The organism is Actinopolymorpha sp. B17G11 (assembly GCF_040196095.1).
GTDB lineage: Bacteria > Actinomycetota > Actinomycetes > Propionibacteriales > Actinopolymorphaceae > Thermasporomyces.
In genome coordinates, this window is sequence record NZ_JBEFTW010000001.1 from 366,606 (window position 1) to 381,786 (window position 15,181).

Below are 15,181 nucleotides of genomic sequence, written 5' to 3' on the forward strand. Positions count from 1 at the left end.
CGAGGGACATCAGCTGGCCTCCGGTGCGTTGTCGGCGCGGACCCGGACGGCGCGGCGCAGATCGTCGAGCCGGTCACCGAGGAATCGCCGCAGCGTGGGCGTGAGGTCGTCACGGGCCAGGCACTCCTCGGCGAGGCGTACGGTCGCAGGCGTCGCGGCGTGGGCCGGAAACAGCGTGTGGCCGAGCGCGGCGGCCACCGCCTGGCCGAGGCGCCCGGCTTTCGGGATTTCGGCGAAGTACCGCTCGACAAAGCCCGCCGTCCACGACGGCTGGCTCGGTTGCCAGAAGCCGGACGCCGTGGCGTCGAGGAGCTGCTTGGACAGCTCGCCGTCGGCGAACAGTTGCCGCCACGCGCGCTCCTTCGCCGCACCGTCCGGAAGAGCAGCGCGGCAGGTGGTCGCCCGCTGCTGGCCGACACCGCTGGGATCTCGTTCCAGCTCCGCCGCGATCTCGGGCTCACCGGCCGCACCGGCGATGCAGAGCTGCCGCAGCAGCAGCCAGCGCAGTTCGGGATCCAGGGCGGGACCACCGGGGATCCGTTCGTTCGCGAGCCAGCCTTGGAGTTCGTCCAGACCGCCGCCGGTCTCCTCCGACTCGATGAGCCCGCGGAGGGCGGCCAGTCCTACGCCGGCGTCGTACTCGTCGTTCCCTGTCGTACGCCGGAGAGTCGCACGCCGGAGAGTCGCACGCCGGAGAGTCGTACGTCGGAGAATGGCGCGGCAGGCGCCGGCCAGCGTGCCCAGCGCGGCGGCGCGGCCGTCCGGTGCCAGGTAACGGTCAGCGACCTCGTGCCGGGCGAAGGCCAGCACGGCCTCGACGATGGCGACGACGGGCTCGGCAGGGAGGTGGGCTTCGACGAGGTTGATGTACTCGGCGGGCGGGAGTTCTGCGTCGCGCACCATGTCTCGGGCGATGGACCACAGCAGGGCCCGGGTCAGCGCATCGTCGACGGTGGACAGCGCTTCCGTGACCGTCGCCCAGGATCGAGCGTTCAGGCGTACCTTCGTGTAGCTGCGATCGCCGTCGTTGAGGACCAGCAGGTCGGGACGCCGCGCACCCACGAGCGGCGTCAGGGCGGACCGGAGCGCATCCTGGCCACGCTGCTCCGGCACCGGGTCGGCGGCAAGGTCCGACTCGAACCGTTCGCGCCGCACCAGCCGGCGCACACCGGCGTGGTCCTCTCCCAGGTCGTACACGCCGACCACGATCCGGTGCGGGCGTAAGCCCTCCTTGCCGCCACCACTTCCGGTGTGGATGAGGTCGGCGGAGGTCACCGTGCCGTTCCGGTCGGTCAGCTCCGCGCGGATCGTGTCGACGCCGCTCGTCCGCAACCACCGCTCTGTCCACCCGTGCACGTCACGCCCACTGGACCGGGCGAGCGCGTCAACCAGGTCGGCGAGCCCGGCGTTGCCGAAGCGGTGACGTGCGAAGTGTGCGTTGACGCCGGCGAGGAAGGCCTCCTCGCCGACCCAGGCGACCAGCTGCCGTAAGGCGGAGGCGCCCTTGGCGTAGGAGATGCCGTCGAAGTTCACCAGTGCGTCGGCCACGTTGTCGATGCGCTGTGCCGCGACGGGATGGGTGGAGGCACGCTGGTCGGCGTCGGATCCCCAGGGCTTGCGGGAAACGGCGAAACTGGTCCAGGCATGGGGCATGAGACCGGTGTCGGTGACCACCTGGTAGCCCATGTACTCGGCGAACGACTCGTTGAGCCACAGGTCGTCCCACCACCGCATCGTGACCAGGTTGCCGAACCACATGTGCGCCAGCTCGTGCGCGATCACGATGGCGCGGGTCTGGCGTTCGGTGTCGGTGACGGCGCCGCGGAACACGTGGTTCTCGCTGAACGTCACACACGCAGGGTTCTCGACGGCACCCCAGTTGAGCTCGGGCACGAACGCCTGGTCGTACTTGCCGAAGGCGTACCGCTCTGCGAACGTTTCGTGGTACCGGTCGAAGCTGCGCCTCGTGATGTCGAAGATCTCCTCGGAATCCGCTGTGAGAGAAGGTGCGAGCGACTTCCGGCAGTGCAGGCCGAGCGGGATACCGTCGTGTTCCGTACGCACCGAATGCAGCGCACCGCCGACCACGACGGCCAGATAGGTGCTGATCGGCGGGGTCGTCGCGAAACTCCAACGCCCGTTGGTGCTGGACTCAGCCACGCCGTTGCTCAGCACGGTCCAGTGCGTTGGTGCGGTGACGGCGATGTCGAAGGACGCCTTGAGGTCGGGCTGGTCGAAGCAACCGAAGACCCCCGGCGCCTCGTCGGGTGCGCACTGCGTGTAGACGTAGACCTCGCCGTCGGCGGGATCGGTGAAGCGGTGCATGCCTTCGCCGGTGCGGGTGTAGCGCATGTCCGCCTCGACGCGAAGCTCGTTGTTGCCCGCGAGGTCGGTGAGGGGCAGCCTGCCGTCGCGCAGCGAGCCGGGATCCAGTCCGCGACCGTTGAGCACCGCCTTGTGCAACGTGACCGGCCGGAGTTCGGCGAAGGTCGCGGCACCAGGTTCGGTACACCCGAACCGGATCACCGTCGAGGAGCCGAACACCTCCTCGCCACGGGTGAAGTCGAGATCGACGGAGTACGCATGCACGTTCACGAGCCGGGCACGCCGCTGGGCCTCGGCGAGGGTCAACGACGTGGGCATGGTCGCCATCGTGTCAAACCCTTCCGCGTACGCGCGAGGGGCACGCTGCCGCAGAGAAGAGGTGAGCCGTCAGCCGCCGAGACCACATCGGACCGGCGAGGGCCCGCTCCGGGTAGTCATGCGGTGACCACCAGTCGATGTGGACGTTCCGCATCTGGCCGTCTCGCTTACGTGGTTCGGCTTTTTCAGTGATCACCGTTACCATCCCTTGACCGTCAGGTTGGTGAACAGACGCGGAAGCCGAGGCAAACCACATGACGTCGCCGCAGTTACGGGGCGAGCTCAAGGCGCGGCTTGCGCGCCATCCACGGCTGTACAACACGGCCAAGCGGGCCCGCAGGTTGGTCCGAGCGTCCTCCCGGTGGAGGCAGCGGTCACCCAAGCCGATCGCAAAGGCACCGGCGGAGAGCCGGCTCGTTCCCTCGCCGGTGTTCGTGATCTCGTCGGTCCGGTCCGGCTCGACGCTGCTGCGGGTGATTCTCAACACCCACCCGGACATCTGCGCCCCGCACGAACTCCACCTTCGCTGCCTGCGGGTGGAGTTCGAGAAGCGCTACGCCGAGATCGCCTTCAAGGAACTCGGCATCGACAAGGACGAGCTGGAGCACCTGCTATGGGATCGCGTTCTGCACCACGAGTTGTCCCGCAGTGGCAAGCGGATCTTCGTGGACAAGACTCCCGGCAACGCCAACGTGTACGAACGGTTGGCCACCTGCTGGCCGAACGCCCGTTTCATCTTCCTGCTACGCCATCCGGCCTCGATCGTCGCGTCACTGATGGAGACCAGGCCAGACCGCGAGCTGGAGCCGACGATCAACGAGGCGCTGACCTACCTCAAGGGCGTGGAGGCCGCGAAGCAGGCCCTACCCGGGCTCGTCGTCCGGTACGAGGACCTGACCGACGACCCCGCGCGCGTGACGAAGGAGATCTGCCGGTTCCTGGGTATCCGGTGGGATGCCCGCATGCTGGACTACGGCCAGAGCAAGCATGGCAAGTTCCGGCCGTTCATCGGCGACTGGAGCAGCAAGATTCGCAGCGGCCGGATCCAGGAAGGTCGTCCGCTCCCCGACCCCGAGGAAGTTCCCGAAGAAGTCAGACCGTACGCCCGCTCATGGGGTTACATGACCTGACGCGGGAGCCTGTCCTGCCGTGACGGTGGAGCCTAGCTACCGTCATGGTGAGGCCATGTACCGTGACGGTTGGGCATAGCTACCGTCACGGTAGGTTCTATCTGCCGTGACGGCAGGGCTCACCCCAACCGGCGCTTGACTCGGCGCAGGCCGGTCTTGGCCTGGCGCAGTGGGGCGGTCAGGCGCCACGACCGGCTCCGCTGCATCTTGCGCAGGGCATTCTTGAGTTGGATGACCTCATCGGCGCGCGTTGCGGACTCCGAGTCCGGGCGTGAGTCCTGTCCCGCCTTCCCTCGTGCCGAAGGCCTCTTCTGCGAGAAGACAGAGATCCACCGGTTCGGTTTCGGCGAAGGAATGAGTTCGTGCTTGCCGAAGATGGCCAGGGTGTCGAGCAGGTACCTCTCAAGACTGGCCGGGTTGAAGACGAAGGTCTGGTCCTGCTTCACGGTGCTCACGCCGATCAGCGGAAGCTCCTCCGGCAGGTCACCCTCGTGGTCGAACGTCGACCTGAACCTGCGGTCGTTGATGCCCGGATATTCCAGCACCAGGTGGGACGACGCGAGGTCGGCCACGCGCTGGACGAACGCGAACGGATCCGGTTGGTGGTGAATGACGTTGAGGGCAAGGACGACGTGGAAGGAGTTCGGTGGCTCGGAAAGGCCGTCCAGGGTGACGTTGCGCAGGTCGATCTTGCTGTCCAATGCCTTCGCGATCGCCTTCGCCTGCTCGAACCTGCGCCCCCACGGCTCGATCGCCGTGACCTTCGCCCCCATCCGGTGAGCGCTCAACGCGGCGGCACCCTCGGCGCATCCGATGTCCAGCACGCGCTTGCCGTCCACCGGCATCCGCAGTGCCCGCGCCATGGTTGCCGAGCGTGCTGACCTGGCGGAGCCTTCGCGATAGTCAGCCTGGTAAGAGGTTTCGCTCACCTCGAGGACGGGCTCGGGATGCCCGCGCCTGCACATCTCCTCCGCGTCATCGAGAGCCAGCCGGGGAAAGTCCCAGCGCGACAACTCCCGGAAGTCCTCATGCAGGTCACCGTTGGAGCACAGGTAGCGGCAGGGTTTGCCCAAGCGGTCCAGGTCGAGGGCGAGGTGCTCGAAGACCTGCGCCAGATGGCGCGACATGAGTACGCCGCCCCAGAACTCCTTGTTGAACTGCCGGTGCGCGTGCTGTTCGTGGTTGGGCTCGATGTTCGTCCGCCCCGCGCCGCGCTTCACCAGCACCGACAGCGGGGCACCCACGACGATGATCTCGTCCGCGGCGTCGAGGAACTCGGGCAGCAGCGGACTCACACTTGTCCCGATCGCCTTCGGTGCCTTACGCCGGTAGCCCCGAAGGAGGTTGTAGTGCACGACGTCATCGACACCGGTCGGTATTGCGGACTGGTCGCCGATCTCGAAGGCGAAGTGGACCTTGCCGGGATCACTTCCCGGGAAGAACTCGCTCCAGCGATCGATGAGCGTGGACTTTCCTGCACATGTGGGACCCACCAGCAGACGCATGGCCGGACACGATACAGCACGGTTCCGGCACGTCACAGGGTCTACATGAACCGGTCAGATTGGCGTTACCCCGCAGCCAATCAGCTGCTGTATGCCCGTGTTGATCCGGGTTGGCGAGGCCCTTCGAACCGCCGTCGGAACAACCCCCGCCGTGGGGTGGGTCCGGCCGCGTGGGCCATGGCATGGCGGGTCTGCGGCGACAGCGTTTGTGGACAGGCTCAGCGGGCAAGGGCGCTCGTACCCGCATGAGCGCTCGTACCCGCATGAGGAGGTCGCCTGTGCAGTGCTGCCCGACTCCGGCCGAGATCGCCGGCTCCGACCACCGCGAGGGTGGACATGATTGAGGTCAACCGGACAGTGGCGTTGTCGCCAGAACGGGTGTTCGCGGTGCTGGCGGACGGTTGGTCGTACGCAAGTTGGGTGGTGGGTGCGTCCCACATCCGGAAGGTGGACCCGGACTGGCCGGCCGTCGGCAGCCAGATCCACCACAACGTCGGACCGTGGCCCCTGGTGATCCAGGACGCGACCGAGGTCCTCGCCATGGAGGCCAACTCCCTGCTCGAGGTGCATGCCCGGATATGGCCAGTCGGTGCAGCGCGGGTCCGCGTGCGTCTCGACCCGCGAAACGGCGGAGGCTGCGAGATCACGTTGGGTGAGGAGATCGCGGACGGGCCGTTCAGGTCGCTCCCGAAGGCCGCCCAGGCCACGTTGTTCCGGCCCCGGAACAACGAGAGCCTGAACCGGCTCGTCGACCTCGCCGAAGGGCGTAGCCCGCAGCCCTCCCGTCCGTCGTAGGTCCGTCCGGTCGCCTGCCGTACGTACGTCAGTCGTAGATGAGGCGGTGACCGGCGCGGATCGTCGCCGCGTACACACCACCGGCGATACCGGACCGGACCAGCGCGGCGCGGGCGGCGTTCGCACCTGCCGCGCCATGGACGGCTCCGCCCGGGTGCGCGGACGCGCTCGCGAGGTAGAGCCGGTCGATCGGTGTGTCGGTCCGGGCGAGACCCGGCACGGGCCTGAACACCAGCTGCTGGTGCAGCGCCGACGTCCCCGCGTTGATCGCGCCGCCGACGAGGCTCGGGTTGTGCGCCACGAGCTGTTCCGGCCCGGCGACGTACCGCTCGAGGATCCGCCCGGAGAAGCCGGGCGCGTGCCGGTCGATGACCCCTTCGATGCGTTCGGCGAACTGGACCAGCCGGCCCGCGTCCCACCGCCCGCCACGAGGGACATGGGTGTACGCCCACACCGTCTCGGTTCCGGCTGGCGATCGGGTCGGGTCGGCCGTGGTCATCTGCCCGAGCAGGATGAACGGCTGCTCGGGTATCCGCCGGCGGGACAGGTCCGAACCGAAACCGACGAGGCCGTCCAGGTCGGCTCCGAGGTGCACTGTCCCGGCGCCCGCCGCCGCACGGGCCGTCCACGGGATCGGACCGGAGAGTGCCCAGTCGATCTTGATCGTGGCGTAGTCCCACTCGAACCGGTCCAGGTCGTCGACCAGTCGGGCGGGCAGGTGGCCGGCGCCCACGAGGGAGCGGTAGAGCGTCGGTGCGGGTACGTCGGCGAGCACCGCCCGCCGGGCCCGGACCAGCCCGCCGCCGGCGTCACGGACCCCGAGCGCCCGGCCACCAGCGACGAGCACGTCGTGGACGGCCCGGCCGCGATCCACCCTGCCACCCCGTTCGGTGAACCGGCGGACGAGTGCCTCGGTGATCCGACTGGCGCCGCCCTCGGGAACCGGAAACCCGACGTCCTGCCCGAGCATCGCCAGCAACCAGCCGAACACCGCACTGCCGGCGTGGTCGGGTCCGAGGTCGGTGTGGAGCGCGCACCCGGCCATCAACAGCTGTGCGCCTTCGCCCTCGAAGCACTCCTGCACGTGCCGCCGCGCCGGCATGATGCCGAGCCGGGCCAGCCGCAGGGCATCGGCGGCGCCGAGCGTACGCAGCAGCCGGGCGGCCGGGCGTACCGGCGGGAAGGGTCGTAGCAGCGTCTGCACCAGGTCGTCGCGGATCCGCATCCAGTGGGCGAACTCCCGCTCCCAGGCGGCGCCGTCCGTGGCCGCGAACTCCGCGACGGACGCGGCCGTGGCGGCGACGTCCCGCGACATCACCGCGCAGCGACCGTCGGGCAGGATGTGGGCGAGGACGGCCGGAGCGTGCCGCCAGGTCAGGCCGTACCTCCCCAGCTCCAGCGACGTGATGTGCGGCGACGCCACGCTCAGCGGATAGAACGCGCTGCACACGTCGTTGACGAACCCGGGCGCGGTGAGCTCGGCGCTACGGACGCCCCCGCCGGCTTCGTCGGTCGCCTCCAGCACGACGACATCCCAGCCGGCATCGACCAGCACGTTGGCGGCGACGAGCCCGTTCGGGCCGGCGCCGACCACCACCGCGTCGACGACTTCGACAGGCATCAGGGCGCCCTTCCGGCACGGGATCGACCAATCCGTACGCCGTCAGTGCTGCCCCGGCTGGGCGCGCGGAAACGGTCGCCCCGCCAACCGCTCGACGTGCGTAACCATCCGTTGTGTCGGGCAAGTGTTCAGCCATGAAGGCACTGACCTGGCACGGCAGGCGTGATGTCCGCGTCGACGAGGTTCCCGATCCCGCGATCCAGGAACCGAACGACGCGATCATCCGCATCACCTCGAGCGGGATCTGCGGGTCCGATCTGCACCTCTACGAGGTGATGGGGCCGTTTCTGAGTGTGGGTGACGTCCTCGGCCACGAGCCGATGGGCATCGTCATGGAAGTCGGCTCCGGCGTGGAGAACATCGCGCCCGGGGATCGGGTGGTGGTGCCGTTCCAGATCTCCTGCGGTGCCTGCTTCATGTGCCGGCAGGGGCTCTTCACGCAGTGCGAGACCACGCAGGTCCGCGAGCAGGGCATGGGGGCCGCGCTGTTCGGATACACGAAACTCTACGGCCAGGTTCCTGGCGGGCAGGCGGAGTTCCTGCGGGTGCCGCAGGCACAGTTCGGCCCGATCAAGGTGCCGGAGGGGCCGGCCGACGACCGGTTCGTCTATCTGTCGGACGTCCTTCCCACGGCATGGCAGGCGGTCGAGTACGCCGGTGTCCCGGACGGTGGCAGTGTCACCGTCCTCGGACTCGGACCGATCGGCGACATGGCCAGCCGGGTCGCCCTCCACCGCGGATATCGCGTGATCGGCGTCGACCTCGTACCCGAACGGCTCGCGCGGGTACGCGGGCGTGGCGCCGAGGTGCTGGACCTGCGCGAGCACACCCGCGACCTGCCCGACGTGATCCGGGACATGACCGAAGAACGCGGTACCGACGCCGTGATCGACGCGGTCGGCATGGAGGCGCACGGCACACCGGCGGCGAAGGTGGCCCACCAACTCGTCGGCCTGCTCCCGGATGCGGTGGCGGAGAAGGTGATGGCGAAGGCGGGGGTCGACCGGCTGCATGCGTTCTATCTGGCGATCGACATCGTCCGGCGCGGCGGCACCATCTCCGTCAGCGGGGTCTACGGCGGGATGGCCGACCCGCTGCCGATGCTGACCCTCTTCGACAAGCAGATCCAGCTTCGGATGGGGCAGGCGAACGTCCGGCGATGGGTCGACGACCTCCTGCCGCTCCTGACCGACGAGGACCCGCTCGGCGTGGACGAGTTCGCCACCCATCACGTACCGCTTTCCGAGGCCCCGGGTGCGTACGAGATGTTCCAGAAGAAGAACGGAACCGTGAAGGTCCTGATCCGTCCCTGACCGCACGTGCCACGTTCGCAGCTGATCCCTGAGCGGAGGTCAGGCGCGCCGGCTCACCGCCGCGGCGATCACCAGGTCGACGCCGGCATCCGCGCACCATTGACGCAGGTGCCGGTCGTCGGTGTCGGTGACGAGGGTGTCGATCCGGTCGAGGTCGCAGACCTTCCGGAAATCGTGGGCGCCGACCTTCTGCTGGTCCATGGCGACCACGACCTTGCGCGCCCGCTCCATGGCGGCGTTCTTCAGCTGGGCGTCGGCGACGTCCGCCACGGTGAAACCCGAGGTCGACAGTCCGGTGACACCGAGAAAGGCGGTGTTGACGGTGAACTGCTGGATGGACTCGAGCGCCAGCGGACCGACGAAGCATCCGCCCAACGTGCGGAACTGCCCACCGACGACGGTGTGTCGCACGGTGGGTACGTCGGCCAGCACCTGTGCGACACCGAGCGCGTTGGTGAGGACGTTGACGTGGGAGGGATGTCCGCCGGCACGGGAGGGATGACCACTGGCGACGGCCAGCCGGAGTTCTTCGGCAAGGGCGAGGATCGTGCTGCCGCTGTCGAGAAACACTGCGTCACCGTCGTCGATCATGGTCAGGCAGGCGCGCGCGATCGCCTGTTTGGCGGCGACGTTCCGCTCGACCCGGGTGGCCAGAGCAGGTTCGTACGCCGGTCGCAGGGCGAGCGCGCCGCCATGCGTACGCCGAAGCAGACCCTGCCGGTCGAGGTCGGTGATGTCCTTGCGTACGGTCGGTTCGGCCACCGCGAGCAGGTCGGCGAGCTCGGCCACGCGCACCCGACCGCGCGCGTCGAGAATCTCCAGGATCCGTGCCCTGCGTTCCTCGGTGAAGGCTCGTCCCTCGTGCTTCGCCGCCGTCACGGGACCCTCCGCGAATGCCGGTGCAGGCGGTCGAGGAGGAAACCTCGGACGCGCGGCACGTCGTCCTCGGTGGCGTCCTGGATGATCAGCGGGACGACTCGAGGGAGCGCGGCGTGCAGGCTGAGAACCAGGTCGTAGTCGAGCAGCCCGGTGCCGGCGGCTGCGTGACCCGAGGCGGGCAGCACATCCTTCGCGTGCAGACACCCGACCGATGAGCCGAGGAGGTCGAACGCCTCCGAGAGAATCCGGTCCTGCCCCGCTGCGGTCACGGGAGTGAGCAGGTTGGCGGGGTCGAGGACGATGCTGATCAGGTCGGCGTCCGGACCCAGCTCGTCGAGCAGCCGGCGCGCGCGGACGGCATCGCTGACCACGTTGCCGGGTTCGGGTTCGATGCCGAGCCGCACACCCGCCGCCGCGGCGGCCGCCAGCAACCGGTCGAGGGTGGTGCGGAGGTCATGCCAGGCCGACTCGTCGTTGTTGCCGGGATGCCGCCGCCAGATGTCGTCGGGGTCGCGAGTGCCGGAGCACAACGTCACCACGTCGGCGCCGAGCTGGCCCGCGTGCCGGATGAACGCGGCTGCCGCCCCGGTCTCGCGACTGCGGCGGACTCCGTCGGGATGCACGCAGTTGTAGGTCGCGGAGACGCCCCAGGTGCGCACCTGTCGTCGCGCGAAACTCGCCCGGACTCCGGCGTAGTCGATCCGTTCGACGTCATCGGCTGCGGGGATGGTCGCCAGCCCGAACGCGTTGAGGTTGAGCTGGACGAGCCCGAACCCCGCGTCGGCGACCGCGTGGGCGACCGCGTCGGCGCTCGACCGGCGGAACGTCCGCGCGAAGATGCCGACTTCGGTTTCCACCCGTGGACCGGGTGCGGCGTTGACGGGTGCCCGCTTCGGCGTCCCGCTCACGGCTCGACCTCCTTGCCGTCGGCTGCCGCGCTGGTCGCCACTGCCTCGATCAGCCGGAGCGCCGCCACACCGTCGACTCCCGACGGGTCGGTCGGGGCGTCCGTCGCGATCGCACGGGCGAACGCCTCGACCTGCCGCTGGTACGGGTCACTTGCACCGAACTCCGGTGTGCGTGTCTCGCGCGTGCGGTCCAGATGGACGCGGACGCGGCTGGCATGGCGGAAGAACGGGAAGTCCGAACGGATGCTCAGGTGGCCGTGTTCGCCGTAGATCTCGATGCCCTCGGCGTACTCCCCGCGGACGTCGGCGGAGATCTCGAACGTGACGAGGCCTCCGCCTGCGAGCCGGGACGTCCCATGCCAGCTGTAGTCGCGGCCATGGTGGGCCAGCTGGGCACGAACGTTCGTGAGCTCGCCCACGAGGAGCCGGAGCGTGTCGAAGACGTGCGCGCCATGGGTGAGGAGCAGGTAGCGGTCCCGATCCGCCTTGAAGCCGGCCTCCCGGGCGCGGACGTCCTCGTCGACCACCAGCGCCGGGAACAACGCCGCTTCGGTGGGCCGGCGGAGGGTTGCGGGAATGCGGTACCAGCTGGTGGCGGTGAGGATGGTGCCGAGCTCGGCCATCGCGGCTTTGGCGTACGCCATGCCGGGATCGTGGCGTCGCATGGAGCCGACCTGGAGCTTGCGGCCCGCGGACTCGGCGCGGGCCTGCAACTCGGCGGCATGGGTTGCGGTGTCGGCGGCGGGCTTCTCGACGAGGACGTGCCTGCCCGCCTCCAGCGCCCGGACGCCCAGCGGAAGGTGCAGCCGGTCGGGTGCGGCGATGAGCACCGCGTCGAGCCGATGCCCCAGCAGTTCGCCGGTGTCGGTGCAGCCGGTCACGCCGTAGCGGGCGGCGACGCCGTGCGCGAGCGTCTCGCTCGGGTCGCTGACCGCGACCAGTTGCACTCCGTCGGCCTTGGCGACCGCGGGGAGGTGGGCGACCTGGGCGATTCGCCCGCACCCGATGACGCCCAGTCGGACGCTGTCGATCTTCATGTAGATTCGTTTCCGCTCGTTTTGGCTCGTAAATCGAGTCTAAACGAACCTAAACCTGTGGCCAACCGGAGGGATCACCCATGCGGGCGTACGTCTCACTGTGGTCGGCGGACCTGCTCGCCCTCGGCGACGCGGTCGAGGCGCTGGCCGACGTCGTGGACGGCTTCCACATCGACGTCTTCGACGGGCACCGCACGCGCGAGTTGCTCTTCGGGCCCGATCTCGTCGCCGCCCTCCGCCGGCGTACCACCGCGCTGCTCGACGTCCACCTGATGGTGACCGACCCCGCGTACTGGGCGGACCGGTTCGCCGACGCCGGAGCAGACATGATCACCGTGCACATGGGTCCTGGGATCGACATCGACGCGACACTCGAACGGATCCGGGACCTCGGGTGCCAGCCCTCCCTCGGCCTGGAGACCCACCAGGGGATCGACCAGGCGGTCGCCCACTTCCCGGCCGTCTCCCGGGTCCTCGTGCTCGGGACCGCGATCGGCGTCAGGGGCGTCGGACTCGATCCGGCGACCGCCGGCCGGGTCGCCTCGCTCGCCGAGGCGCGCGGGAGCACGGGTGACCGGCCGCTCCTCGTCGTGGACGGCGGCATCCGTCGTCATACGGTGCCGGCCCTCGCCGCGGCAGGCGCCGACGGCGTCGTGCCCGGGTCACTCGTCTTCGATGCCCAGGACCCCCGCAAGGCCGTGACCGAGATCAAGGCGCTGACGTAGCGCTCTCGCCGATCTAGTCGAGCAACCTCGCGAACCGATTTGCTCGACTGCTTACGAAGCTTCGTTTGGTCCTACGGTTTGGATCGCGTGTCACTGTGTTGTGCTCGACCAGGCCTCCGCCGCGAGACGTGCTGATGGTCGAGGCTTTCGATGGGACGGCCGCTACCGGTGCTGGTGCACCAGTCTCCGGGCTTGGCGTGACACCGTGGGCAGGGTCTCAGCAGAACTCGTGCGAGAGTCGTCAAGTCTGACTGCGTATAGCCACGGTCCTTGAGGACGCTGCTATCCCACACCCAGGCCACGAGTCCTGACTTGAGGTTTGGTGATTCGCGACTCATCGTCCTACCACCACCGTCCAGATGACACCGAGCATTGCGAAGATGACGAATTCTGCGGTCTTCCACACTGCTTTCACTGCCCTCATCTCCGTTGGATCGCTCGTCCATTGCGGCGCATCTCCTCAGTTGCTTGGTTGGCTTGACCTGCCTGCCACTTATCCGGATCATTCACAGTCGTACGGCGACGCAAAGGCGGGCGGTTAACCCGCCAGGAACGCCGTGTCTCTCGGCGCATGACCGCCGCCGCAAGCACGGTCGGCCTACCCTGGGACGCAGATGTGCCGTAACGACTGATGGCTACCATCACACTCAGGATTCGCGGAGCAGGTGCTGACGAAAGACGGAAATAGTGCGGATCCCCCGGACGCCATTGAGGTGTCGCGGGCGCTGGGAACTGAGCTGCGCCGGCTTCGTCAGGCCGGACTGGCCGACCTCACCCTGCGGCCCCACCGCTACCCCGAACTGAACGCGACGTTCGGGACCGGGCGCGTCAGTCCCATGGACTCAGTGACGCTGCTTGCCCACAATCGGCGAGCGTTCGATGACGTACTCGCTGCACTCCCGACACCGGCGATGCGGGTCGCCGCTCGGCTGCTGTTCCACGTCGACAGTGGCAGCACACCACCGCCGCTGAACGACCGCCGCCGGTTGGCCGACCGTGCGTATACCGGACGTGGCTACGCGCGGGAACCTGACACCGTGCAACGACACCTCGAACGAGCGGTACTCGATCCGCTGCTGGTCGAAGCCCTGATTCGTTACTGTCCGGCGGACCCGGGCGAGACCGACCACCCGCCGGTGCTCGCGCCGCCAGACTATGAGTCGTGGTCCGACGACCTCGACCGGGCGGTGGTGTACCTGAACGGCGACGCCTTTCGTACCACGCAGCTCCTGCTTGAGCGGTGGCTCAATCGATATCCGCTGACCGACCTCGACGAGCGCGGCCGCCATCTGCGCGGCCGATCGCTGATGCTCCTTGGCAACATGCGCCGCTACCAGGGACGTCTCTTCGGGCCGTTGTCGGCGCGACACGCCTATGACCGGGCGTCGGACCTGTTCACCCAACTCGACAATCAGCGCCGCGTCGCTCAGGTGGACCTGGCACGGGCCATCACGGTCGAGATGTCTGGTGACCTGCATGCGTCGGCTCGGATGTATCAGAGCCTCGCCGAGGATCAAAGACTTCGCGACTACGAACGTGCACAGGCGCGCCTGTGGATCGGTACCGCTCTCACCAAGGCTGGCGACATCGCTTCAGCCGTCGCTGAGATCGATCACGCGAGCCGCATGTTCGAAGAGCAGGGGGAGGCAGACGACTGGGGTGTCGCACACCAGAAAAGGGCCCTTGCCCACCTGGCTGCCGCCGACCTCGCGGGCGCTACCCGATCCATCGACGTCGCCCTGTCCTACCGGCGTGCCGACTCGCCGTTGGAGCAGGTGCGGCTAGATACCGCGCACGGGCATGTCCTTGTCTCGGATCCGGGCACCTGCACCGAGGGACTCGCGGTCCTGTCGCGTGCGCGCAACCAAGCCACCCGTTACGGACTGGCGCACCAGCTCCAGTGGATTGAGCGGATCCAACGGATTCCCGAACGGCCGGGCAGGAGGCTGCAGTGAGTAAGAGACGTCGACCGATGACCGATGAGGACGGCAAGGATGCCGCCCTCATCTGGGACTTCCACCAGATGCACCACCAGCTTCGGCCATGCTCGGTGGGTATCTGCTTGGGTGGCCCAGACCCCGGAATCGCGTCGTTCGCAGCCGAGTTGTTCCGCCGCCGCCTGTACCCACTGCTGCTGTTCACAGGCGCAAACAGTCCCGACACCCGCGCATGGTTCCCCCGCGGCGAGGCGCTGCACAATTGCGAGCGGGCGATCGAGCTGGGCGTGCCCGCTGATGCTGTGCTAGTCGAACCCGCGGCCACGAACACCGGGGAGAACATCACTTTGTCCCGGCAGCTCCTCGCCGACGCCGGGATCGAAACAGCCAACGTCATGCTGATCTCCATGGCATACATGGAACGACGTGCCTTCGCCACCTGCCGGAAGATGTGGCCGGACGTCGACGTCATTTGCGCCTCGGAGCCGCTGGAGTTCGACGCGTACGCCGAGCGCATCGGGGATCCTCCGCTGGCGCTCGACATGATCGTCGGCGACTTGCAGCGGGTCATCGAATACCCGAAGAAGGGCTTCGCCATCCCGCAGCACGTCCCCGACCACGTGCTGAATGCGTACGACCGGCTGGTGGCCGCCGGGTACACGACCCGGCTGGCCGCGGTTTGACGGGG

Annotated in this window: 13 protein-coding genes; 6 read left to right on the top strand and 7 right to left on the bottom strand. The window is 68.4% G+C overall.

The window, feature by feature from the left end; genetic code table 11:
- Window positions 1–9: 9 nt before the first annotated feature.
- Window positions 10–2,643 carry an aminopeptidase N gene (gene pepN, locus ABN028_RS01610; RefSeq protein WP_349695336.1) on the bottom strand — a complete coding sequence of 878 codons (2,634 nt, stop codon included), beginning with the start codon at window positions 2,641–2,643 and terminating at the stop codon, window positions 10–12.
- Window positions 2,644–2,897: 254 nt separating this feature from the next.
- Between pepN and ABN028_RS01615 the strand changes: the two genes are divergently transcribed.
- On the top strand, window positions 2,898–3,773 hold the full coding sequence (locus ABN028_RS01615) for a sulfotransferase family protein (RefSeq protein ID WP_349328933.1): 876 nt from the start codon (window positions 2,898–2,900) through the stop codon (window positions 3,771–3,773).
- A gap of 119 nt (window positions 3,774–3,892) precedes the next feature.
- On the opposite strand, the gene ABN028_RS01620 is transcribed toward ABN028_RS01615, so the two are convergent.
- On the bottom strand, window positions 3,893–5,278 hold the full coding sequence (locus ABN028_RS01620; RefSeq protein WP_349328932.1) for a class I SAM-dependent methyltransferase: 1,386 nt from the start codon (window positions 5,276–5,278) through the stop codon (window positions 3,893–3,895).
- A 336-nt stretch (window positions 5,279–5,614) separates the two neighbouring features.
- Here ABN028_RS01620 and ABN028_RS01625 point away from each other — a divergent pair, with 336 nt between their 5' ends.
- Window positions 5,615–6,073 (top strand): SRPBCC family protein, encoded by a 459-nt coding sequence (locus ABN028_RS01625; RefSeq protein ID WP_349695337.1) that lies wholly within the window; start codon window positions 5,615–5,617, stop codon window positions 6,071–6,073.
- A gap of 28 nt (window positions 6,074–6,101) precedes the next feature.
- Here the strand turns inward: ABN028_RS01625 and ABN028_RS01630 are convergent, their stop codons facing one another.
- Window positions 6,102–7,694, bottom strand: a complete 1,593-nt coding sequence (locus tag ABN028_RS01630; protein WP_349695338.1) for a phytoene desaturase family protein — start codon at window positions 7,692–7,694, stop codon at window positions 6,102–6,104.
- A 134-nt stretch (window positions 7,695–7,828) separates the two neighbouring features.
- Between ABN028_RS01630 and ABN028_RS01635 the strand changes: the two genes are divergently transcribed.
- On the top strand, window positions 7,829–9,007 hold the full coding sequence (locus ABN028_RS01635) for a zinc-dependent alcohol dehydrogenase (protein WP_349695339.1): 1,179 nt from the start codon (window positions 7,829–7,831) through the stop codon (window positions 9,005–9,007).
- A gap of 39 nt (window positions 9,008–9,046) precedes the next feature.
- Here the strand turns inward: ABN028_RS01635 and ABN028_RS01640 are convergent, their stop codons facing one another.
- From ABN028_RS01640 to ABN028_RS01650, 3 genes are read right to left on the bottom strand one after another with little or no spacing between them, the layout of a single operon-like run.
- On the bottom strand, window positions 9,047–9,886 hold the full coding sequence (locus tag ABN028_RS01640) for a DeoR/GlpR family DNA-binding transcription regulator (protein ID WP_349695340.1): 840 nt from the start codon (window positions 9,884–9,886) through the stop codon (window positions 9,047–9,049).
- Complete coding sequence (locus ABN028_RS01645; RefSeq protein WP_349695341.1) at window positions 9,883–10,794, bottom strand: sugar phosphate isomerase/epimerase family protein; 912 nt, start codon at window positions 10,792–10,794, stop codon at window positions 9,883–9,885. The genes ABN028_RS01640 and ABN028_RS01645 overlap by 4 nt, the downstream gene beginning before the upstream one ends.
- A complete protein-coding gene (locus tag ABN028_RS01650; protein WP_349695342.1) occupies window positions 10,791–11,831 on the bottom strand; it encodes a Gfo/Idh/MocA family protein in 1,041 nt (346 codons plus the stop codon). Before ABN028_RS01650 ends, ABN028_RS01645 begins: the two co-directional genes overlap by 4 nt.
- Window positions 11,832–11,911: 80 nt before the next feature.
- Between ABN028_RS01650 and ABN028_RS01655 the strand changes: the two genes are divergently transcribed.
- Window positions 11,912–12,556: a ribulose-phosphate 3-epimerase gene (locus ABN028_RS01655; RefSeq protein WP_349695343.1), complete on the top strand. Its 645-nt coding sequence runs from the start codon at window positions 11,912–11,914 to the stop codon at window positions 12,554–12,556.
- A gap of 71 nt (window positions 12,557–12,627) precedes the next feature.
- Here ABN028_RS01655 and ABN028_RS35235 read toward each other — a convergent pair whose 3' ends face one another.
- The gene (locus tag ABN028_RS35235) at window positions 12,628–13,062 is read right to left on the bottom strand and encodes a zinc finger domain-containing protein (protein WP_502879156.1); all 435 of its coding nucleotides are present in this window, start codon (window positions 13,060–13,062) and stop codon (window positions 12,628–12,630) included.
- A gap of 159 nt (window positions 13,063–13,221) precedes the next feature.
- Between ABN028_RS35235 and ABN028_RS01660 the strand changes: the two genes are divergently transcribed.
- Window positions 13,222–14,511, top strand: coding sequence for a hypothetical protein (locus ABN028_RS01660; RefSeq protein ID WP_349695344.1), 1,290 nt, complete (start codon window positions 13,222–13,224; stop codon window positions 14,509–14,511).
- Window positions 14,508–15,176: a YdcF family protein gene (locus tag ABN028_RS01665; RefSeq protein ID WP_349695345.1), complete on the top strand. Its 669-nt coding sequence runs from the start codon at window positions 14,508–14,510 to the stop codon at window positions 15,174–15,176. The genes ABN028_RS01660 and ABN028_RS01665 overlap by 4 nt, the downstream gene beginning before the upstream one ends.
- Window positions 15,177–15,181 lie beyond the last annotated feature (5 nt).